This window comes from Aeromonas simiae (genome assembly GCF_000820125.1).
Classification (GTDB): domain Bacteria; phylum Pseudomonadota; class Gammaproteobacteria; order Enterobacterales; family Aeromonadaceae; genus Aeromonas; species Aeromonas simiae.
The window spans coordinates 129,498-150,728 of sequence record NZ_CDBY01000057.1 but is presented as its reverse complement, the minus strand read 5'-3'; the positions used below and the strand labels follow the sequence as shown (position 1 = coordinate 150,728).

Here is a 21,231-nt window from a genome sequence, read left to right as displayed (position 1 = left end):
GGTGACCCGCCAGTCGATGTGGCGCACCTCGTCGCCGCTTTGGTAGGGGCGCAGCTCCTTGAAGGTGAGGCCGGGTTGGCGAGCGAGGCGCCCCCTGTGCTGCGGGGTATGCCGCTCGGGGGCGAGGCGTGCCAACGAGCGGGTGGCCAGCAGCCGCGCCAGCGGCAGGGCCAGCAGGGGATCGCCGAGCAGGGCCGCCTCGCTCAGGGGCATGGCACTCGCTCCAGCAGCTGGCGGGCCAGCGCGTCCCCGTCGAGCCCCTGGGCCAGCGCCGGGTAGCTGGGTAGCAGCCGGTGGCGCAGCAGGGGGAGCGCCAGCGTAGAGATGTCCTCGGGCAGCACGAAGGCGCGCCCCTCTAGCCAGGCACGGGCACGGGCGGCGCGGGCCAGCCCCAGAGTGGCGCGCGGGCTGGCCCCGTAGGCGATGAGGCCGCTCGGGTCCTGGCGACTGGCGCACACCAGGTGGACGATGTACTGCTCGAGGCGCGGCTGCATCTCGACGGCGAGCACCTGGCGGCGCGCCTCTTGCAGGCTCCCGAGCCCCAGTTGGCGGCTGGCGTCGGGGGCGGGCTCCCCCTGGCGGTGCTGGCGCAAGATGGCCAGCTCCAATGCCGAGTCCGGGTAGCTCACCTTGAGCTTGAGCAGGAAGCGGTCGAGCTGGGCCTCCGGCAGGGGGTAGGTGCCCTCCTGCTCGATGGGGTTCTGGGTCGCCGCCACCATGAACAGCGGCGGCAGGCGCCAGCTCTTCTTGCCCACCGTGATCTGCCGCTCGGCCATGGCTTCGAGCAGGGCCGATTGCACCTTGGCCGGCGCCCGGTTGATCTCGTCGGCGAGGATCAGGTGGTTAAACAGGGGGCCGGGTTGAAACACGAAGCTGCCGTCCTGGGGGTGGAACACCTCGGAGCCGGTGAGATCCGCCGGCAGCAGATCCGGGGTGAACTGGATGCGGGCGAAGCGCCCCTCAAGCGCCGCGCCGAGCGCCTTGACCAGCCGGGTCTTGGCCAGGCCAGGCGCCCCCTCGATGAGCACATGCCCCTCGCACAACAGGGTGATGAGCAGGCCGTCGACAAGATCGGGCTGCCCCAGCACCTGCTCGTTGAGGCGCTGGCGCAGTTGGCTGAACTGGGGCTGAGGCATAGTGGAACTCGTTGTTTTTTATCGGGGTTGCTCTTTTTATACTCCAGGGCCCCTCGCATCACCAGTGCCGAGCCGCGCAATCGGCATAGAGTGATCGATGGCAAAATTGTTTCAATCACCTGTATGAAACTTGTGATTGGATTGTTAACATGTCGCCCGTGAGGTCAGACCTCTTCCAACAAGGAGCCAGGATGAACAAGCCATTGAAACTGACCACCCGCCAGGGCGAACGGATTGCCGTTGTGGCGGGGCTGCGTACCCCCTTTGCCAAACAGGCCAGCGCCTACCACGGCGTGCCGGCAGTGGATCTCGGCAAGCTGGTGGTGGGCGAGATGCTCGCCCGGGTGGATCTCGATCCTGTCCTCATCGAACAGCTGGTCTTTGGTCAGGTCGTGCAGATGCCCGAGGCGCCGAACATCGCCCGCGAGATCGTGCTCGGTACCGGCATGAGCGTTTCGACCGATGCCTATAGCGTGTCGCGCGCCTGCGCCACCAGTTTCCAGGCGGTCGCCAACGTCACCGAGTCGATCATGGCTGGCACCATCGACATCGGCATCGCCGGCGGCGCCGACTCCTCCTCCGTGCTGCCCATCGGGGTGAGCAAGTCTTTGGCGCGCGCCCTGGTCGATCTCAACAAGGCGCGCAACCTCCAGCAGCGCTTCAATATTCTGCGCCGCCTGCGCCTAAAGGATCTGCTGCCGGTACCGCCGGCGGTGGCCGAGTACTCCACCGGCCTCTCCATGGGGCAGACTGCCGAGCAGATGGCCAAGACCCACGGCATCAGTCGCGCCGCGCAAGATGAGCTGGCTCACCGCTCCCACACCCTAGCCGCCCAGGCCTGGGCCGAGGGCAAGCTGGCTGGCGAGGTGTTCGCCGCCCACGTGCCCCCTTACCGCGCCGCCCTCGAGCGCGACAACAACATCCGCGAAGGGTCGGATCTGGCCAGCTACGCCAAGCTCAAACCGGTGTTTGACCGGGTGCACGGCTCGGTGACCGCCGCCAACGCCACCCCGCTCACCGACGGCGCCGCCGCCGTCATGCTGATGCGCGAGGGGCGCGCCCGCGAGCTTGGCCTCGAGCCGCTCGGCTACATCCGCAGCTTTGCCTTCTCGGCCATCGATGTGTGGCAGGACATGCTGATGGGCCCCTCCTACGCCACCCCGCTCGCGCTGGATCGCGCCGGCATCACCTTAAGCGATCTCACCCTCATCGACATGCACGAGGCGTTTGCCGCCCAGACTCTGGCCAACCTCAAGATGTTTGCCAGCCACGAGTTTGCCCGTGACAAGCTGGGCCGGGATCAGGCCATCGGCGAGGTGGACATGGAGAAGTTCAACGTGCTGGGAGGGTCGCTGGCCTATGGCCACCCCTTCGCCGCCACTGGCGCGCGCATGATCACCCAGACCCTCAACGAGCTGCGCCGTCGCGGCGGCGGGTTGGGGCTCAACACCGCCTGTGCGGCGGGTGGCCTCGGCGCCGCCATGGTGCTGGAAGTGGAATAAGGGCAGGAGAACCAAGATGGAACAGAAGAGCTTTACCCTCGAGATCCGCAAAGACGGCATCGGCCTGCTCACCATGGATGTACCGGGCGAGAGCATGAATACCCTCAAGGCCGCCTTCGCCGACGAGGTGCGCGGCGTGCTGGCCCAGATCCGGGCCAACAAGGATCTCATCGGTCTGGTGATCCGCTCCGGCAAGCCGGACTCCTTCATCGCCGGCGCCGACATCGGCATGCTGGCAGCCTGCCAGAGCGCCGATGACGCCGAGCAGCTGGCCCGCGAGGGGCAGCTGCTGTTTGGCGAGATCGAGGCGCTGCCGATCCCGGTGATCGCCGCCATCCACGGCCCCTGCCTTGGCGGCGGGCTGGAGCTGGCGCTGGCCTGCCACAGCCGGGTCGCCACCGATCACGGCAAGACAGTGCTGGGCCTGCCTGAGGTGCAACTCGGCCTGCTGCCGGGCTCCGGCGGCACCCAGCGCCTGCCGCGTCTCATCGGCGTGGCCAAGGCGCTCGATCTCATCCTCACCGGCAAGCAGGTGCGTGCCAAGCAGGCCAAGAAGCTCGGTCTGGTCGATGAGGTGGTGGCGCCGAGCATACTGCTCGAGGCCGCCATCAAGCGGGTTAAGCAGGGCAAGCCCAAGCGCGAGCTCAAGCGCGATCTGCAAGGCAAGCTGCTCGAGACCAACAAGCTGGGCCGCAAGGTGCTGTTTGATCAGGCCCGCAAGGGGGTGATGGCCAAGACCCGCGGCAACTACCCGGCGCCGGAGCGCATCCTCGAGGTGATCCGCATCGGGGTTGAGGAGGGGATGCAGGCCGGGCTGGCTGCCGAGGCGCGCCGCTTCGGCGAGCTGGTGATGACGCCGGAGTCCGCCGCCCTGCGCTCCCTGTTCTTTGCCACCACTGAGATGAAAAAAGAGGTGAGCTACCAGGGGGCCGCCCCGCGCAAGGTGGGTCATGTGGGCGTGCTGGGTGGCGGCCTGATGGGGGGCGGCATCGCGTATGTCACCACCAGCAAGGCGGGGCTGCCGGTGCGGATCAAGGACGTGGCCCAGGGCGGGATCAGCAATGCCCTGCGCTACAGCTACGATCTGCTGGCCAAAAAGCTCAAGCGCCGCCACATTCTGCGCAGCGAGCTGGAAAAGCAGATGAGCATGCTGTCGGGCACCGTGGATTACTCGGGCTTTCATCGTATCGACATGGTGGTCGAGGCGGTGTTTGAGGATCTCGCCCTCAAGCAGCAGATGGTGGCGGACATCGAGCGCGAGACCCAGCAGGCCATCTTTGCCTCCAACACCTCGTCGCTGCCGATCGGTCAGATTGCCGCCAAGGCGGCGCATCCCGAGCGGGTGGTGGGGCTGCACTACTTCAGCCCGGTCGACAAGATGCCGCTGGCCGAGATCATCCCCCATGCCGGCACCAGCGCCGAGACGGTGGCCACCACCCTGGCGTTCGCGAGGGCCCAGGGTAAGACCCCGATCGTGGTCAAGGATGAGGCGGGCTTCTACGTCAACCGCATCCTGGCCCCCTACATGAACGAGGCGGCGCGCCTGGTGCTGGAAGGGGAGCCGGTGGAGGTGCTCGACGGGGCCCTGCTCGATTTTGGTTTCCCGGTCGGCCCCATCAACCTGCTCGACGAGGTGGGCATCGACGTGGGGGCCAAGATCTCCCCGATCCTGGAGCAGGAGCTCGGCGGCGAGCGCTTCCAGGCGCCGGCGGCGTTTGACAAGCTGCTCAAGGCCGATCGCAAGGGGCGCAAGAATGGCAAGGGGTTCTACCTCTATGGCAAGGCGGCCAAGAAGGGCAAGAAACAGGTGGACGAGAGTGTCTACGATCTGCTCGGGGTCACGCCGCAGGCCAAGTTGCCCAAGGCGGAGCTGGCCGAGCGCTGCGTGCTGATGATGCTCAACGAGGCGGCCATCGCGCTCGATGGCGGGGTGATCGCCTCGCCCCGTGACGGTGACATCGGCGCCATCTTCGGCATCGGCTTTCCCCCCTTCCTCGGCGGCCCGTTCCGCTATATGGACTGCCTCGGCATCGCCCATCTGGTCGGGCGGCTTGAGCACTACCAACAGCGCGTTGGCGATCGTTTCGCCCCGTGCGAGCGGCTTAAAAGCATGGCGGCCGAGGGGCGCACCTTTTACTGAGCCCTCTTATCGAATTGGCGGCCTGCGGGCCGCCTTTTTTATGCCTGCGTCCTTGATCCAGCGCAAACCGGGTCGGGTTTACTCCTTTGGTGGCATGGCTCACGCCATCGGACTAGGGTGACAATGAGGACGCAATCGAACGAGGAGAAAACCATGAGCCTGCTTGAGCAAACCATTTGGACCGTGCTGGGATACGGCGTGATGCCCTTCATCTTCTTAAGCGGCTTTCTTGCCGTGGCGGTGGTGAGCTGCGTCCTGCTCAATGCCTGCGGAGTGAAGCCGGTCGAGCGTTGATCCCCTTGTTGCCTTGAGTGCCATCGTCAGCCGCGCCGCAATCGGGTACACTGCCGGGCGTTCCCACTGACCCAGGTGCGTTATGGCCCTCAAGGCAACCGTATTCAAGGCCCATCTCTCCCTCTCCGACATGGACAGGGGCCTCTATCAGGACTTCTCCCTCACCCTGGCCCGCCACCCCTCCGAAACCGACGAGCGGATGATGATCCGCCTGGCGGCCTTTGCCTGGCATGCGGCCGAGCGTCTCGAATTTACCAAAGGGCTGTCTGCCGACGACGAGCCGGAGCTGTGGATCAAAAACTACAGCGACGAGATTGAGTTGTGGGTGGAGCTCGGCCTGCCCGACGAGCGCCGCCTCAAGAAGGCGTGCAACCGCGCCCGTGAAGTGGTGCTCTATGCCTATGGCGGGCGCGGGGTATCGGTGTGGTGGAAGCAAAATCAGGGCAAGCTCGCCCAGCACGACAACCTGACGGTGATCGAGCTGGCCGATGAGCAGAGCCAGGCGCTGGCAGCCCTGGCCGAGCGCACCATGCAGCTCACCTGCACCATCAGCGAGGGGCAGCTCTGGCTGAGCAATGGCCACGCTGAGGTGACCCTGGACCCCCAGTTCCTGCAACGCCACCCCAGCCACGCCTGATATGCTGGCCGCTCTGCTCGACATCGTGGTCCCGGTGTTTGCCGTGGTGGCCCTTGGCGCCCTCTACGGCCATCGCCGGCCGGGCGGGGAGCTCGGGTTCGTCAATCGTGCCAACATCGAGCTGTTTACCCCGGCCCTGGTCTTCTCGGCGCTGGTGAAATACCCGCTGGCCCTCGGTGAGCATATGGCGCTGCTGCTGGCCGGCGCCCTGGTGATCCTGCTGCCCGGTCTGCTGCTGGCCCTGTGCCCCATTGGCGGTCTTTCTCGGCCGGCACGCATGGTGCCCGCCATGTTCCGCAACACCGGCAATCTCGGCATTCCGCTGATGGTGCTGGCCTTCGGCGAGCAGCAGCTCGGCGCCATCGTGATCCTGTTCGTGCTCTCCAACCTGCTGCACTTCTCGGTGGGGATCGCCTTGCTCTCCGGGGGCAGGGAGGGGAGCCGCTGGCTCTGGCTGCGCAGCCCCATGTTGTGGGCGGCGGCGGCCGGCTTGCTGGTGGCCAATCTGGGGATCTCGTTGCCGGCCTTCGTGGTGACGACGGCCTCCCTGCTCGGCCAGATCTCGGTGCCCTTGATGCTGTTTGCGCTGGGGATCCGGCTGCTGGACGGGGGATGGGACGATCTGGGGCTCGCCCTCCGGGTCAATCTGCTCTATCTGGCGGCGGGAGGCGGGTCACTGCTGCTGGTGTGGTGGCTGCTGCCGCTGAATTCCGAGTGGGTGCCACTGCTGCTGGTGTCGGTGGCACTGCCACCGGCCGTGCTCAACTACATGTTGTGCGAGCAGTACCAGTGCCAGCCGCAGAAGGTGGCCAGTATCGTGCTGGGGGGCAACGCGCTCTCGCTGCTGATCATTCCGCTGGCGGTCTGGTTGGCGCTGCACCTGGGATAGCGAGAGAGGCTAGGGCTGACGCGGGTAGGGGTTGCGGGGGGCCAGACTCAGGGGCAGTGCCGGCTCGTGCAGCGCTTGACGCAGCCACTCCCAGTCGAGGGGGGGCATGCCCGGCTTGAAACGCTGCCTCGCCGTCTGCCCTTCAATCACCAGAAACAGGCTGCACGGGGCGCCGAGGCGGTTGACGTAACGCACCATCACCTCGCCCTCAAGGGCCAGCACCTGACGACGCAGGGCCGCCACGTCATAGACCCAGCTCTGGCCGCGTTGGCTCCAAATTTCGAAGCGGTTCATGAAATCAGTCCTCGATGGAATCTCTGTACCTTCTCACTCCCCGCCCTGTGGTGCAACTGCCGGATCCGGCAGGTATCGTGGGCTCCCCCATTCGGGCAGGGGAAAATTCTCTCGGGAGGGCGATTGCTGGGATGCGGGGGGCGGGGTAGACTCTGCTGCGGTTTTTTAGCGAGTGAGCACCATGGATCTGATCCTCTTTCTTATCGATTTCATTCTCCACGTGGACGTCCACCTCAGGGAGTTGTTCGAGAACTATGGCATCTGGGTTTACGCCATCTTGTTTCTCATCATCTTCTGTGAGACCGGCCTGGTGGTGACCCCCTTCCTGCCGGGTGACTCCCTGCTGTTCGCCGCTGGTGCCCTGACGGTGGGCAGCGTGCTGGACGTGCACACCCTGGCGACCGTGCTGATCATCGCTGCGGTGCTCGGCAACGTGGTCAACTACACCATCGGTCACTTCTTCGGTGAGAAGCTGTTTCAAAATCCCCACTCGAAGATCTTCCGTCGCGATCACCTGGAGAAGACCAGCGCCTTCTATGCGCGCCACGGAGGCAAGACCATCATCATCACCCGCTTCCTGCCGATCGTGCGCACTTTCGCCCCCTTCGTGGCGGGGATGGGCGCCATGACCTACAAGCGCTTCCTGGCCTTCAACCTGGTCGGGGGCTTCCTGTGGGTGATGAGCTTCGTCTACGCCGGCCACTTCTTTGGCAACCTGCCGGTGGTGCGCAAGAACTTTACCCTGCTCATCTTCGGCATCATCGTGATCTCCCTGTTGCCGATGGTCATTGGCGGGATCCGGGCCAAGCTCGCCAGCAGCCGGGTTTAAGCTGCGAACATAAAAAAACGCGCCCTCGGGCGCGTTTTTTTATTGGGCCTTTCAGGCCGCGTAGCGATCCAGGGTGAACCCCTCGGTGTCGATAGCCCTGTGCTGGCCCCCCATCCAGTCGGCGAGCAGCTGGCCCGAGCCGGCCGCCATGGTCCAGCCCAGTGTGCCGTGGCCGGTGTTGAGCCACAGCCCTGGGATCGGGCTTGGCCCCACCAGCGGGGTGCCGTCCGGGGTCATGGGGCGCAGCCCGGTCCAGAACTCGGCGCGGGCCAGATCGCCGCCATGGGGGAAGAGATCGTTGACCACCATGGAGAGGGTCTCGCGCCGGCGCGGATTGAGGGCCAGGTTGAAGCCCGACAGCTCGGCCATGCCGCCGACCCGGATCCGCTCGTTGAAACGGGTCAGTGCCACCTTGTAGGTCTCGTCGAGTACCGTGCTGCGCGGGGCCGCCTCCCCATCGGTGATGGGCAGGGTGAGGGAGTAGCCCTTGACCGGGTAGACCGGCAGATCGAGTCCCAACGGGCGCAGGAACCCGGTGCTGTAGCTGCCAAAGGCGCACACCACCGCATCGGCCTGCCAGTGCTGCTCGCCGGCGCGCACGCCCACCACCGCCTCGCCGCGGCGGACAAGGCTATCCACCGCGCAGTTGAAGACAAACTCGACCCCGAGCTTTTTCGCCTCGGCGGCCAGGGCGCGGGTGAACCGCAGGCAGTCGCCGGTCTCGTCACCGGGCAGGCGCAGCCCCCCCTTGATGACGCCGCGCACTCGGGCCAGCGCCGGCTCAGCGCCCTCGCAACCGGCGGCATCGAGCGACTCGAACGGCACGCCGGCCAGCGCCAGTACCTCCATGTCGCGCTTGCTTGCCTCAATCTGGGCATCGGAGCGAAACAGTTGCAAGGTGCCGAGCTGGCGCCCTTCATAGTCGATGGGCAGCTCGCTGCGCAGGGCCATCATGCAGTCGCGGCTGTATTCGGCCAGACGCACCATGCGTCCCTTGTTGCGGGCATAAGAGGCCTCGTTGCAGTTGGCCAGCATCTTGAGCATCCAGCGCAGCTGGAAGGGGTCCGAGGTGGGGCGGATGGCGAGCGGCGCGTGGCGCTCGAACATCCACTTGGCGGCCTTGAAGGGGATGCCAGGCGCCGCCCAGGGAGCCGCGTAGCCGGGGGAGATTTGACCTGCGTTGGCATGGCTGGTCTCCAGTGCCACATCGGCCTGCCGCTCGAGCAGGGTCACCCTGTGCCCGGCCCTGGCCAGATACCAGGCTGACGTTACCCCGATCACACCTCCACCGAGCACCACGATATCCATATAGTTTGCCTCCGACGAATGAGGGCTTCACCTTAATCAGCGGCAACATGATATTCAATGGTGTTAACTAAAAATGGCGAATGTTTCTATTTTGTGTGTTTTTGCTGGTTTTTAAATCCATCTTTTATTTTTATGTCGGATGAAACATCGGTGGTGCGCCATGGCTCGCCCGGATCAGGGCAAACAACCCCTGCAATGCCCCCTGCTGGCGATCGGCGGCCCGCACCGCTGCGTACATGTGGCGGGTGATCCCGTTGCCGAGCGGGCGGGCGGCCAGCAGCCCCTGGCGGACGAACTCGCTGCTGGCCCAGGCGGGCAGGGCGGCTACTCCGAGGCCGGCGGCGGCCATCTGCAACATCACCGAGGTGTTGTCGACCACCTTGCAGCGACCCGGCTCGGCCCCGGCCGGCTGCAAGAAGCGGCTGAACACGTCCATGCGGGCGCGCTCCACCGGGTAGGTGAGCAGCACTTCGCCGGCGAGATCCGTCGGGGCAATGCACTCCTGACGAGCCAGTGGGTGATCCGGCGCCATCACCAGCTCCAGCGGGAAGTCGAACAGGGGCTCGAAGTGAAGATCGCCGCGGGCCTGCACGTCGGAGGTGAGCAGCAGATCGAGCTGGCCGCCGAGCAGGGCCGCCACCGTGTCGAAACCGGGCACCGACTCGACCTCCAGCTCGATGCCGGGCCAGCGCTGGCGAAAGGCGGGCAGCAGCGGCAGCAGCCAGTGGATGCAGCTGTGGCAGTCGAGCGCTAGGTGCAGCTTGCCGCTGTGGCCGGCTTGCAGTGCGGCCAGCTGTTTCTCGGTGCTGGCCAGCTGGGGCAGCACGCTGCGCGCCAGGTGCAGCACCAGCTCGCCGGCGGCGGTGAAGGTGAGCGGCCGACTCTTGCGCAGATAGAGCTCGCAGCCGAGGCGCCCCTCCAGCTCCTTGAGCTGATGGGAGAGGGCGGACTGGGTCAGGCTCAGGCTCAGTGCGGCGGCGGCGAGTGATCCCTGATCGGCCAGGGCCGCCACGGTTTTTAAGTGTTTGATCTCCATCCTTGCTCCTGCTTGAACGATCCTTGAGAGCCACTTGAAGAGGATTCAATAGCCAGAGTCACCTTATCTCGTCATTCTGGATGTGTAAACATCTGGACGGCTAAATGAGCCAGTGCCAGGGTCAAGTCAACCAGAATCGGAGAGAAGGCGATGACGCAAGCACATACCCTGGGGTTCCCCCGCATCGGCGCCAAGCGCGAACTGAAATTTGCCCTCGAGGCCTACTGGCGCGGCGAGATCCCGCAAGCCGAGCTGCTGGCGGTGGGGAAAAACCTGCGCCAGCGCCACTGGCAGGCCCAGCGTGAGGCCGGCGTCACCCTGCTGCCGGTCGGCGATTTTGCCTGGTACGATCAGGTGCTCGGCACCAGCCTGCTGGTGGATGCCATCCCCGAGCGTCACCGCGACGGTGACACCACGCTCGATACCCTGTTTCGGGTAGCGCGTGGCCGCGCCCCGACCGGCCAGCCCGCCGCCGCTGCCGAAATGACCAAGTGGTTCAACACCAACTACCACTACCTGGTGCCCGAGTTTCATCGGGAGCAGCGCTTTCGTCTGGGCTGGTCGCAACTGTTTGACGAGGTCGAGGAGGCCAAGGCATTGGGCCTTCCAATCAAGGCGGTTCTTCTCGGCCCCGTCACCTATCTCTGGCTTGGCAAGGAGAAAGAGAGCGGCTTTTCGCGCCTCGAGCTGCTTGACCGGCTGCTCATCGTCTATCAGGAAATCCTGGCCAAACTGGCGGCCCAGGGGGTGGAGTGGGTGCAGATAGACGAGCCGGCGCTGACCTTGGATCTGCCCGATGAATGGCGCCTTGCCTACCTGCGCGCCTATGAGCGCCTCGCCGGCCCCTGCAAACTGCTGCTCACCCCCTATTTCGGCTCGGTGGCACACCAGCGCGAGCTCATCACCAGCCTGAAAGTCGACGGCTTGCACCTGGATCTGGTGGCCGCGCCCGAGCAGCTCGACAGCCTGCTGCCCAAGTTGCCGGCCCACTGGGTGGTGTCGGCCGGGGTGATCAACGGTCGCAACGTCTGGCGCGCCAATCTGCTGGCCCAGGCCGAGCGTCTGGCGCCGCTCAAGGCGCGCCTTGGCGAGCGCCTGTGGATTGCCACCTCCTGCTCGCTTCTGCACAGCCCGGTGGATCTCTCCTTGGAGCAGGAGCTGCCCCCCAGGGTGAAGAGCTGGTTCGCCTTTGCGCTGCAAAAGTGCTACGAGCTGGGGCTGCTGGCCGAGCATCTGAACGGAGGGGCGGTGGATCGCGTGGCGGCCTACAGCCAGCCCATCATCGAGCGGGCATCGGATGGCCAGGTACACAAGCGCGCGGTGCAGGCGCGGCTGGCCGCCTTGAGCGAGCCGGATTTCCACCGCCTCAGCGCCTATCCCCAGCGTGCCCAGCAGCAGCGCCAGTCACTGCGTCTGCCGCTGCTGCCGACCACCACCATAGGCTCGTTCCCGCAGACCCGCGAAATTCGTGCCCTGCGCCAGGATTGGCGGGCTGGCCGGGTGGATGAGGCGGCCTACGAGGCGGGGATCCGCGCGCAGATCGAGGAGGCCATCGCCCGCCAGGAGGCGATTGGGCTGGACGTGCTGGTGCACGGCGAGGCCGAGCGCAACGACATGGTGGAGTATTTTGGCGAGCAGCTAGGCGGTTTTGCCATCACCCGCTTTGGCTGGGTGCAGAGCTACGGCTCGCGCTGCGTCAAGCCGCCGGTGATCACCGGGGACATCGACCGGCCGGCCCCCATGACCTTGGCGTGGATCCACTATGCCCAGAGCCTGACCGACAAGCCGGTCAAGGGGATGCTGACCGGGCCTGTGACCATCCTCTGCTGGTCGTTCCCACGCGAAGACGTGAGCCGCGAGCAGTCGGCATTGCAGATTGCCCTGGCCATTCGCGACGAGGTGGCGGACTTGGAGGCGGCCGGGGTTAAGATCATCCAGATCGACGAGCCGGCCATCCGCGAGGGATTGCCCCTGCGCGCCGGGGATCACCAGGCTTATCTGGACTGGGCGGTGCGCGCTTTTCGCCTGAGCGCCAGCCCGGTGGCCGACAGCACCCAGATCCACACCCACATGTGCTACAGCGACTTCAACCTCATCATTGAGGCGGTGGCGGCGCTCGATGCGGACGTCATCACCATCGAGACCAGCCGCAGTCAGATGCAACTGCTGGGGGCGTTTGAGCGCTTTAACTACCCCAACGAGATTGGGCCGGGCGTTTACGACATCCACTCGCCCAACGTGCCGAGCCAGCGCTGGATCGAGGGGCTGCTGCGCCGCGCCGCCGAGCAGATCCCGGTCGAGCGGCTGTGGGTCAACCCGGATTGCGGGCTGAAAACCCGTGGCTGGGAAGAGACTGAAGCCGCCCTTCACGTGATGGTGGCGGCCACCAAGGCGCTGCGCCAGGAGCTGGCTGTGGTTGCCGAGCAGGTCTGAGTGCCGGCGGGCGTGTCTGAATGAAAGAGGGGGGAGGCTCAGCCTCCCCCCTCTTTGCTTTTGATGAGGGGTCGCGAAGCGGCGGCATGGCGCGCTGATCCTTTACACATGATGGCGACTGGACCATGATGGATATTTTCTTTGTGGATCAATGCCATGTTCCAGTTTGAAGCGATCGCCCCGAGCGGGGCAAAGGCGCGTATTCAGATCCAGGCGCTCGACTGGGGGCAAAGTGGGCCGGTGCGTTTCGAGTGTGACGACGACGCCCTGGCCGTCTTGCTGCTAAGTGGTTGCCGCTGCGATGCGGTGGGCTACTTTAATCTGTTGGCGGGCAGCAAGCCGCTCTATGTGGAGCAGTGGCTCGAGTACCTCAAGGAGTCGGGCAAGCTTGAGAGCGTGACATTGAGCCACCCCAGCCCGGATAACGCCGGCTACCTGGCGCTGGCCGGGCTCGATGACGAGCAGTTTGCCGGCCTGCTGACCACCCTCTACAAGGTGGCCGGTTTCAACCGGTTGCAGATCAACCGCTATCTCAAGCACAGGGGAAATCCAGCCATGCTGGCCACCCGTTACGACAAGGAGGAGCTGGAACGCTACCGGTTACTCAACGAGGTGATCCTCACCTTGTTGCGCCGGCGCACACATCTCTCATCTGACACCTGACGTGTTCACATAATGTGACTGAAAACATTTTCTTGGTATGGTGGAACGGGCAAGATGGATCTTAAGGCCTGATATTAAAGAGGGAAGGAAGATGTTATTAGAGCCAAGCAATACGGGCAAAGCGAGACAGCTCCTGAATGAAACCATGGCGCTGGTGCTGGCAGGGGGCAGAGGAAGCCGCCTGAAACAGCTCACCGACAGCCGGGCCAAGCCGGCAGTCCATTTCGGTGGCAAGTTCCGTATTATCGATTTCGTGCTCTCCAACTGTGTCAACTCCGGCATCCGCCGTATCGGTGTCGTCACCCAGTACAAATCACACAGCCTGCTGCGCCATCTGCAAAGCGGGTGGTCATTCATGCGTAACCAGATGAACGAGTTTATCGATCTGCTGCCGGCTCAGCAGCGGGTGGATGAGGTGCACTGGTATCGCGGCACCGCCGATGCGGTCTACCAGAACCTGGACATCATTCGCGAGCACAAACCCAGGTACATTCTGGTGCTGGCCGGGGATCACATCTACAAGATGGACTACGCCAGCCTGCTGCTCGATCACATGCGTCTCGGCGGCAAGGTGACGGTCGGCTGCATCGAGGTGCCCCGCAGCGAAGCCTCCGCCTTTGGCGTGATGGGGGTCGATGGGGATCGCAAGATCAACACCTTCGTCGAGAAGCCCGCCGATCCCCCCGCCATGCCGGATAAGCCGGAGATGTCGCTAGCCTCCATGGGGATCTATGTCTTCGACGCCGAATACCTCTATCAACTGCTCGAGGAGGATATTCAGGACGAATGCTCCCACCACGACTTTGGCATGAACGTCATTCCCAAGGTGGTGCAGCAGGGGGTGGCGTATGCCCACCCGTTTGGTCTCTCCTGCGTCGGTTGCAGTGAGGGCAGCCGCCCCTACTGGCGTGACGTGGGGACGGTCGATTCGTTCTGGGAGGCCAACATGGATCTCGCCTCCGTGGTGCCCGAGCTGGACGTGTACGACCAGCACTGGCCGATCTGGACCAGTCGCAGCATGATGCCGCCGGCCAAGTTCGTGCAGGACAGAAACGGCCAGCACGGCATGACCATCAACTCCCTGTTCTCCGGTGGCACCATCGTCAGCGGCTCGTTTATCACCAGTTCGGTGCTGTTTACCAATGTGCGGGTGCACTCTTTCTGCACCCTGGATCAGACGGTGATCTTCCCTGGCGTCGAGGTCGGGGCGGGGTGCCGGCTGCGCCGGGTGGTGGTCGATAAGGGGTGTGTCCTGCCCGATGGGCTGGTGGTGGGGGAGAACGCGGACGAGGATGCCCGCCGCTTCTACCGCTCCGAGCAGGGGATCGTGCTGGTCACTCGGGATATGCTCGAGCGGCTGTGATCCGTCGTCATGAGAAAGGGGAGCCAGTGGCTCCCCTTTTTTGATCGCGCCAGCGTGTCACTCGCCGATCACGGCCTTGCCGGCCATCACCATGGCGGTGCCGTGCTGGCCGCCCGCGGCGGTCACCTGGGGCACCCCATCTTCGTCGCTGTCATGGCCGGCGCCCTCGACGACGTTCTCGCCGGAGTCACCGATCCACTCGGCCATCTGCATGCCGCCATTGTTGGTGCCACGGAACCAGCTGACGTACTGCTGGGTCAGCTTGGCCAGCTCCAGCTCGGGTGCCTGCTCGGCCCCTTCGTTGCGCAGGTTCAGCATGGCCGCGCGCAGGGCGCCGGAGATGGCGGCCTGGGTCCAGGGGGTGTATTCATCCTGTTTACCCGCCAGCCAGGTGCCAGCTTTGGTATTGAAATAGGCCTTGTCGGTGGCGATAAACAGCTCGCGGGCGGCGCTGCGGTACTTCCCATCCTGGGTGGCCAGGAAGGCGGCGGTCAGGCCGCGCACGGCGGCAAACTGGGTTTCGACCGACTGGCCGGCATCGAGCTTGCCACCCAGGGTGATGCCGTCGTGGATGAGGCCGTTGCTGCCTTTGAGCTGGCTCAAGATGAAGTCGGCCTGCTGGGTGATGAGCTTTAGCGCCTGCTTGCCTTGGGCGGTGTTGAGGTTCAGCTCACCGTTGTCACCGGCGGCGTAGCCGACCGGCAGGGCATCCTGCGCCCGCTGGAAGATCTGCAAGGCCACCAGGGCATAGGCGGCGTCGAAGGCGGTGACGTGCTTACCCTGCGTGCCCGCTTGCCAGCTGTCGACCAGGGTGCCGGCCTTGGGCTCAAAGTGCAGGGCCATCAGGTTTTTGAAGGTGAGGTTGGAGAGGTTCAGCGCCAGGGAGAAGGCGTCGTGGCCTGCCACCGCCTTGTTCAGATCGCCGGCCCGGTTGGCGGCCGGCGCGGCGGCAAACGGCTCCCCGTCGAACACGGCGTGGAAGGCCGGGTTCTGATTGGTGTTGGCGCTGCGCTGATCGGTAAAGGCGTAGAACTCGGAGAGCGGCCACAGCAGCATCCAGGCATCGCGCAGCTGGGCCGAGCCGTCGACCACCTCGAGCTTATCGATGGCGCCGGCCTCATTGGCCCGGGTTTCGGTCACCTTCACCTGATGCGGGAAGTAGATCACTCCCTTGGCCGGATCGTATTGCGGGGTGATGGCCACGCCCAACTGCTTGCCATCGTAACCGAGGCGCGATTGCAAGAGGGCCAGCTTGTCGAGGGATTGCTCGGTCAGCATCATGCCGTTGAAGCCGTCGGCGGCCGAGACCCCGAGCTTGTGCTTGCCGTCCTGATCCATCTTGGCGGAGCTGGCCTCGACCTCTTCATCGGTGTCGGCCACGTGCATGCCGCCGAGGAAATCTTGCGACCACATCACCTCTTTGAGCAGGATGCCACCCACGGCGGCCGGCACCAGCAGCTGGTCGCTGCCGCTCCAGCGCAGGGTGCTGTAGTCACGAAAATAGGCCGGCACCTGGGTCTTGACGCGCTTCTCGGTGCCCTTGGCGGTCTTGATGGTGATCTGATCGCCGTTGACCGGGGTCACGTTGACGGCCTGGGCGAATTCCGGATTGGCCGAGGCGTAGGGGAAGGAGAGCGGGTACATGCCTTGCGGCACCTCGTCGGCCGGGAAGCCGACCGCCTCGGCCAGGCTCAGCACCCGCTGACCGAGGGAGGCCATCGTGCCGCCACGGGCCTGGTTTTGTGGCCCGTTCACCAGGTGCGGGCCCATGCCGGACTGATAGTTGAGGGCGTACATGGCCTCTTCGGAGTACTCGTAGGACTCGATGCCGGCGGCAAAGTCGAACGGGGTCGGCTCGTCGGCGCGGTTGGCGTCGAGCACGTCCAGATCCAGCCCCAGCGCTTCGGCCAGTGGCTCGCCGGAGAGTTCGAATTCGGTGTAGGCCAGCATGGCGGCGGCGGTATGGAAGGTCTTGTCCTCGACCTTGACGGCGGCGTGGGTGGCCTGACTCAGCAGTGCCCATGCGATAGCGTTGACCAGCAGTGTCTTCTTCATCCGTTGTTCTCACACTCTTGTTATTGTGGACATCTCATTGCTAACGCAAATGAGAATAGGGCGCATTATGCTCCACTCTCTGGTCGTTGAGAAGCAAAAAGCCGGTCATCCGACCGGCCTTTTTGATGCAGGAAACACAGCGGGGATCACAGCAGCTTGAAGGGGATCACCAGCTTGCCCGGCTCCACCTTCAGCCCATCCACCTTGTCGCGCGCCAGCGCCTCGTTCTTGCTGCGCTGCTCGTTGAGGCGATAGACCGGCGTTTCATCGAGAAACTGGCCGAGGGAGAGGCTAAACATCGGCAGCAGCGGGGTGAGGGCGGCGCCCACGTCGGCCGGCTCGGTCTTGACCGAGAGCAGCTCGAGATCCTTGAGGTAGATGGCCCCCTGCGCCGGCACATAGTCGGGGCGGGCCCGCAGGGTGAGCCGGATCTTGAGGGATTGCTGGCCCATGGGGCTGGCGACCACCAGATCGCCGGCGGTATCGAGATCGACCTTGTCGGGCGCGGAGCGGCCGATGTGGCTCTTCATCTCGCCAAGGCGGATCTGGCTCGACATGATGCCAGGGATGCCGAGGCGCTTCTCAAAGCCAGCCCGGCTGGCCAGGTAGTCGTTGATCTGTTGTTCGGTGACGCTGTACTGGGTCAGCGAGCAGGCCGAAAGCAGCAAGGTGAGGGGAAGCAGCAGCAGAGATTTGAACATGGCGAGTCCATTGAGAGTGTCGATGGTCGCCATGTTACGGGAGAGTGGGCGCGAGTGACAGCCTTACTCCGGTTTGCCTTGCAGCAGAACGACGACGTCATCGATGACGCGCAGCGCCGCCTGGGGGCCGCCGGTCGAGGTCCACAGGCTGCCATCCACCGCGCGGTAGCGCCCGGCCTTGATCACCGGCAATTGGGCGAAGGCCGGGCTCTGCTCGGCCTGGCGCATGGCGTCGACCGCCTCGCCGCTCGGACTCAGGGTGCCGATCACCAGCCAGTTGGCGTCAAGCTGGCCGAGGGACTCCAGGCTCAAGGCCGGGGAGTGGGGCTGGCGCTCCCCCATCTGGTTGGCGGGGCGGCGCAGGCCGAGCTCGGCCACGACCGTGCTGGCAAAGGTGCCGCTGTACATGAAGCTCGGCCCCTTGGGATTCCAGCGCACAATGCTGATGGTCTCGCCCTGGTGGGGGGCGATGGCCTGGCGGGCGGCGTCGAGGCGCTGCTGGTAGTTTGCCATGAAGGCGCTGGCCTGCGCTGGCTTATCCAACACGCTGGCGATGCGGGTGAAGACCGGCTTCCAGGCGTCGTTGAACTGGCTGGTGACGACGGTCGGGGCGATCGCCTGTAGCAGGGCGAGCAGCTCAGGTTTGATCTGACCGGTCAAGATGAGATCCGGCTCGAGATCGATGAGGGTCTCCAGATTGGGGGCGCCGAGATCGCCCACGATGCGGACTGTCTCATCCGCCAGCGGCAGCAGGTAGTGCGGCAGCGTACTCTGGCCACGGCCGTTGAGGGTGCCAACCGGCTGCACGCCGAGGGTCAATACCGAGTCAAGCTCGAGCTCACCTAAGGTGACCACCCGCTCGGGGCGGGCCGGCACCGTGATCACCCGGCCGATGGCATCGGTGATCTCCCGGGTGGCAGCCTGTAGTGCGCTGCTGGCCAGCAGCAGTAGCAGCAGGGGAATGCGGATCATTGCGGACATGAAGGGCTCCTTGTGGGGGTAGTGGATGGGTCAGCAGGCACAGCGCAGGGTCGGGAGGTGGCGGCGCGGCACGATAAGCGGGGCGCCGTCTCCGGGGGCGGGCACAATATCGACATCGGTGTGATAGAGGCGATCGACCAGTGACTTGGTGATCACCTCGCGGGCCGGCCCCATGGCTTGGATGCGCCCTTCGCCGAGGGCGATCAGGGTGTCACAGTAGCGGGCGGCGGCGGCCAGATCGTGGATCACCAGCAGCACGGTGCGCCCCTGGGCGGCGATCTGGTGGATGGCCTCCATCACCTCGGCCTGGTGGCCGATGTCGAGGGCGCTGGTAGGCTCATCGAGCAGCACCAGCTTGGTATCTTGCGCCAGGATCATGCCGAGCCAGGCGCGCTGGGCCTGACCGCCGGAGAGGGAGCCAACCTCCTGGCCCCAGATGGCATCGAGTTGCATCCGATCCCGGGCCCGCTGCACCTGGCGGGCGTCCTCGGCGCTCCACTGGGAGAGCCACCCCTGATGGGGGTGGCGACCATATTGAACCAGTTGCTCGACCAAGATGCCGGGGGGCACCAGGGGCCGCTGTGGCAGGTAGGCAAGGCGCCGCGCCAACCGCTTGCCCCCATAGTCGGCAAGGGGGCGCCCATCGAGCAGCACACGGCCGTGACGGGGAGCAAGCTGGCCCGCCAGCAGGCGCAGCAGGGTCGACTTGCCGCAGCCGTTGGGGCCGACGATACCGATGAGCCGCCCCTCGGGCAGGGTGAAATCGAGGCCGGTGAGCAGCGGTTGCTCCCCGTAGCCGAAGGCAAGTTGCTGGACACTTAAGGTCATCAGTCGGTTCTCCGCCGGTCTTGAAGGATGAGAAACAGCAGCACCACGCCGCCGAGGATACGGGTCATGGTGCCGGTGGCGACCTCGTGCGGGCTGGCCAGCAGGCGTACCAGCAGATCGCTGGCAAGCAGCAGCAGGGCACCGCACAAGGCCGCCAGCCACAGGGGCAGGATGCGGCCACGCACCAGGAACGAGGCAAACACCGGGGCGGTCATGGCGATGAAGACCACGGGGCCACCGATGGCGGTGCCGAGCGAGGCGATGAGCACCGCCTGGGCCAACACCGTCAGTTGCAGCCGCTCGACCCGGATGCCGAGGCTGCGCGCCCCCTCCTGGCCGAGGCGCAGCAGGGCCAGTGAGCGGGCGCTGTAGATGACCCAGGGGCAGAGCAGCAGGAGCAGCAGGGCGATGGGTTGCAGCTTGTCGACCCCCTGGCCGATAAAGCTGCCCATGTTCCACAGGTAGAGATCGGAGAGGTGGGCCAGCGCCTGGGTCGACATCACAAACTGGCCGAGCGACTCGAACAGCTCGGAGACCCCGATGCCGATCACCACGAACAGGTAGCCTTGCTCGCCGGGTTTGCGGCACAGGGCGTAGAGGACGCAGGCCGAGAGAATGGCGCCGAAGGGGGCAGCCCACCAGGGCCAGCTGCCGACGGTGAGATAGAGGGAGAAGATGATGATGGCCAGGGAGGCCCCCTCGTTGACCCCGATCATGTCGGGGGTGGCGAGGCGGTTGCCGACCAGGGTTTGGATGAGGCAGCCCGAGAGCCCCATGGCGGTGCCGGCCAGCACCACAGCCAGAATGCGCGGCAGGCGTACCTTGAACACCATCACCTCATCGAGGCGGCTACCGTGGCCGAGCAGGGTCTGTAACACCCTGGGGGCGGTGATCTGGCCACTACCGAGGGTCAGAGCCAGCAACATCAACAGCAGCAGCAGGGCGAGCAAGAGCAGCGCCAGCAGCACGGCGCGGCGGGAAAGCAGCAGGCGGGCCGGGCCAAAGGAGAGCGGCCAGTGGCCGCTGGGAAGGGGGTAGGACATCTTATTTCACCGCCAGCAGGGAACGAAAACCGCCGCGTTGCACCACGACGATCAGGGTCGGGGCACCGATCAGCGCCAGCAGGATGCCGCTTGGCATCTCAAAGGGGCGGATCAGCACCCGGGCCAGCAGATCGGCCAGCAGCAGAAACAGGACGCCAAACAGGGCGCTGAAACGGATCTGCACCGCCAGCTTGACCGGCTCGACCTGTCGTGCGCAGTAGGCCGCGAGAAAGCCGACGAAGGCGATGGGGCCGGCGATGGCGATGGCGCAGGCGATGAAGAGGGTCGAGGCGAGCAGCACCCCGACCCGGATCAGGGCCGGGTGGATGCCAAGCGCCCTGGCCTGCTGATCCCCCATCTGCAACAGGGTCAGCGGGCGGCACAGCAGCAGGCTCAGGAGCAGGGCCAGCACGACGAAGGGGGTGACATGGCCGATGGCATCGAGCGAGCTGGCGGCGAGGGAGCCTAAATTCCAGAAACGAAACTGCTCGAGCACCACCAAATTGGAGAGCAGCAGATAATTGGCGAGCCCGCCGAAGGTGGCGGAGAGCGCCACCCCGACCAGGATGAGCTTGAGCGGTGTGGCGCCGCCGAGCATTAGCCCCAGAGCGAGCACGATGAGGTTGGCCAGCAGGGCGCCAAGGCCGGACCACAGCAGGTAACCATACGCAGACTCGACCCCGAACCAGGTGATCCCCACCACCAGCGCCAGCACGGCGCCGGCGTTGACCCCGAGCAGCCCCGGCTCGGCCAGCGGGTTGCGGGTGGCGCTTTGCAGCAAGGTGGCGCTGAGGGCGACGCACACGCCAACCAATAAGGCGCACAGGGTGCGTGGCAGGCGCAGGGTGTGCAGGATCATGGTGAACTGGGGATCCTGGCGCAGGGCGGGATCGCCGGAGAGGTAACCGAGCAGGGCACGGGGGCCGTACTCGCCGGCACCGGTGGCCAGCGAGAGGGCAAACAGGCACAGCAGCAGCAGGGTTCCCGACAGCAGCAACAGGCTCTGGGGGCGTGACACAGGGACTCCTTTGAACGGGTGAAGAGGCGGCGGGGGCCGGTCACCAAATGAGACGTTATGCTAACAAAGGGATCTGGATGC

At 65.3% G+C, this 21,231-nt stretch carries 20 protein-coding genes; 9 read left to right on the top strand and 11 right to left on the bottom strand.

The window, feature by feature from the left end; all coding sequences use genetic code 11:
• Together BN1134_RS11840 and BN1134_RS11835 are read right to left on the bottom strand one after the other, a co-directional pair.
• Positions 1 to 213 (bottom strand): DUF58 domain-containing protein (locus tag BN1134_RS11840; RefSeq protein ID WP_042047440.1); only part of this gene is annotated, 213 nt, incomplete at its 3' end.
• Entirely contained in the window at positions 204 to 1,136 is a 933-nt protein-coding gene (locus BN1134_RS11835) for an AAA family ATPase (protein WP_042047439.1), read from the bottom strand. The genes BN1134_RS11840 and BN1134_RS11835, both read right to left, overlap by 10 nt.
• Positions 1,137 to 1,327: 191 nt before the next feature.
• Here BN1134_RS11835 and fadI point away from each other — a divergent pair, with 191 nt between their 5' ends.
• The 5 genes from fadI (at position 1,328) to BN1134_RS11815 (ending at position 6,598) form a co-directional block, all read left to right on the top strand.
• Entirely contained in the window at positions 1,328 to 2,638 is a 1,311-nt protein-coding gene (gene fadI, locus BN1134_RS11830; protein WP_042047438.1) for an acetyl-CoA C-acyltransferase FadI, read from the top strand.
• Between the two features lie 16 nt (positions 2,639 to 2,654).
• Complete coding sequence (gene fadJ / locus BN1134_RS11825) at positions 2,655 to 4,778, top strand: fatty acid oxidation complex subunit alpha FadJ (protein WP_042047437.1); 2,124 nt, start codon at positions 2,655 to 2,657, stop codon at positions 4,776 to 4,778.
• A 153-nt stretch (positions 4,779 to 4,931) separates the two neighbouring features.
• Positions 4,932 to 5,072, top strand: a complete 141-nt coding sequence (locus BN1134_RS19320; protein ID WP_084214792.1) for a TIGR02808 family protein — start codon at positions 4,932 to 4,934, stop codon at positions 5,070 to 5,072.
• A gap of 82 nt (positions 5,073 to 5,154) precedes the next feature.
• Complete coding sequence (locus BN1134_RS11820; RefSeq protein WP_042047436.1) at positions 5,155 to 5,709, top strand: YaeQ family protein; 555 nt, start codon at positions 5,155 to 5,157, stop codon at positions 5,707 to 5,709.
• Between the two features lies 1 nt (position 5,710).
• A complete protein-coding gene (locus BN1134_RS11815; protein WP_042047435.1) occupies positions 5,711 to 6,598 on the top strand; it encodes an AEC family transporter in 888 nt (295 codons plus the stop codon).
• A 9-nt stretch (positions 6,599 to 6,607) separates the two neighbouring features.
• On the opposite strand, the gene BN1134_RS11810 is transcribed toward BN1134_RS11815, so the two are convergent.
• Complete coding sequence (locus BN1134_RS11810; protein ID WP_042047434.1) at positions 6,608 to 6,892, bottom strand: hypothetical protein; 285 nt, start codon at positions 6,890 to 6,892, stop codon at positions 6,608 to 6,610.
• A gap of 181 nt (positions 6,893 to 7,073) precedes the next feature.
• Between BN1134_RS11810 and BN1134_RS11805 the strand changes: the two genes are divergently transcribed.
• Entirely contained in the window at positions 7,074 to 7,721 is a 648-nt protein-coding gene (locus tag BN1134_RS11805) for a DedA family protein (RefSeq protein ID WP_042047433.1), read from the top strand.
• 51 nt (positions 7,722 to 7,772) lie between these two features.
• Here BN1134_RS11805 and BN1134_RS11800 read toward each other — a convergent pair whose 3' ends face one another.
• The gene (locus tag BN1134_RS11800; RefSeq protein WP_042047431.1) at positions 7,773 to 9,029 is read right to left on the bottom strand and encodes a D-amino acid dehydrogenase; all 1,257 of its coding nucleotides are present in this window, start codon (positions 9,027 to 9,029) and stop codon (positions 7,773 to 7,775) included.
• Between the two features lie 130 nt (positions 9,030 to 9,159).
• Positions 9,160 to 10,065: a LysR substrate-binding domain-containing protein gene (locus tag BN1134_RS11795; protein WP_042047430.1), complete on the bottom strand. Its 906-nt coding sequence runs from the start codon at positions 10,063 to 10,065 to the stop codon at positions 9,160 to 9,162.
• Between the two features lie 150 nt (positions 10,066 to 10,215).
• Here BN1134_RS11795 and metE point away from each other — a divergent pair, with 150 nt between their 5' ends.
• The 3 genes from metE (at position 10,216) to glgC (ending at position 14,524) form a co-directional block, all read left to right on the top strand.
• On the top strand, positions 10,216 to 12,498 hold the full coding sequence (gene metE, locus BN1134_RS11790) for a 5-methyltetrahydropteroyltriglutamate--homocysteine S-methyltransferase (protein ID WP_042047429.1): 2,283 nt from the start codon (positions 10,216 to 10,218) through the stop codon (positions 12,496 to 12,498).
• Between the two features lie 156 nt (positions 12,499 to 12,654).
• The gene (locus BN1134_RS11785; RefSeq protein ID WP_042047454.1) at positions 12,655 to 13,161 is read left to right on the top strand and encodes a hypothetical protein; all 507 of its coding nucleotides are present in this window, start codon (positions 12,655 to 12,657) and stop codon (positions 13,159 to 13,161) included.
• A 91-nt stretch (positions 13,162 to 13,252) separates the two neighbouring features.
• On the top strand, positions 13,253 to 14,524 hold the full coding sequence (gene glgC, locus BN1134_RS11780) for a glucose-1-phosphate adenylyltransferase (RefSeq protein ID WP_042047428.1): 1,272 nt from the start codon (positions 13,253 to 13,255) through the stop codon (positions 14,522 to 14,524).
• Between the two features lie 57 nt (positions 14,525 to 14,581).
• Here glgC and BN1134_RS11775 read toward each other — a convergent pair whose 3' ends face one another.
• The 6 genes from BN1134_RS11775 to BN1134_RS11750 form a co-directional block, all read right to left on the bottom strand.
• Positions 14,582 to 16,579, bottom strand: a complete 1,998-nt coding sequence (locus BN1134_RS11775; RefSeq protein ID WP_042047427.1) for a hypothetical protein — start codon at positions 16,577 to 16,579, stop codon at positions 14,582 to 14,584.
• Between the two features lie 146 nt (positions 16,580 to 16,725).
• Entirely contained in the window at positions 16,726 to 17,280 is a 555-nt protein-coding gene (locus BN1134_RS11770) for a lipoprotein (RefSeq protein ID WP_042047452.1), read from the bottom strand.
• 63 nt (positions 17,281 to 17,343) lie between these two features.
• Positions 17,344 to 18,261 carry an ABC transporter substrate-binding protein gene (locus tag BN1134_RS11765; RefSeq protein WP_042047426.1) on the bottom strand — a complete coding sequence of 306 codons (918 nt, stop codon included), beginning with the start codon at positions 18,259 to 18,261 and terminating at the stop codon, positions 17,344 to 17,346.
• A 30-nt stretch (positions 18,262 to 18,291) separates the two neighbouring features.
• Positions 18,292 to 19,089, bottom strand: a complete 798-nt coding sequence (locus BN1134_RS11760; RefSeq protein ID WP_042047425.1) for an ABC transporter ATP-binding protein — start codon at positions 19,087 to 19,089, stop codon at positions 18,292 to 18,294.
• Positions 19,089 to 20,132 carry a FecCD family ABC transporter permease gene (locus tag BN1134_RS11755; RefSeq protein ID WP_042047424.1) on the bottom strand — a complete coding sequence of 348 codons (1,044 nt, stop codon included), beginning with the start codon at positions 20,130 to 20,132 and terminating at the stop codon, positions 19,089 to 19,091. Before BN1134_RS11755 ends, BN1134_RS11760 begins: the two co-directional genes overlap by 1 nt.
• A gap of 1 nt (position 20,133) precedes the next feature.
• Positions 20,134 to 21,150: a FecCD family ABC transporter permease gene (locus BN1134_RS11750; RefSeq protein ID WP_042047423.1), complete on the bottom strand. Its 1,017-nt coding sequence runs from the start codon at positions 21,148 to 21,150 to the stop codon at positions 20,134 to 20,136.
• Positions 21,151 to 21,231: the final 81 nt, after the last annotated feature.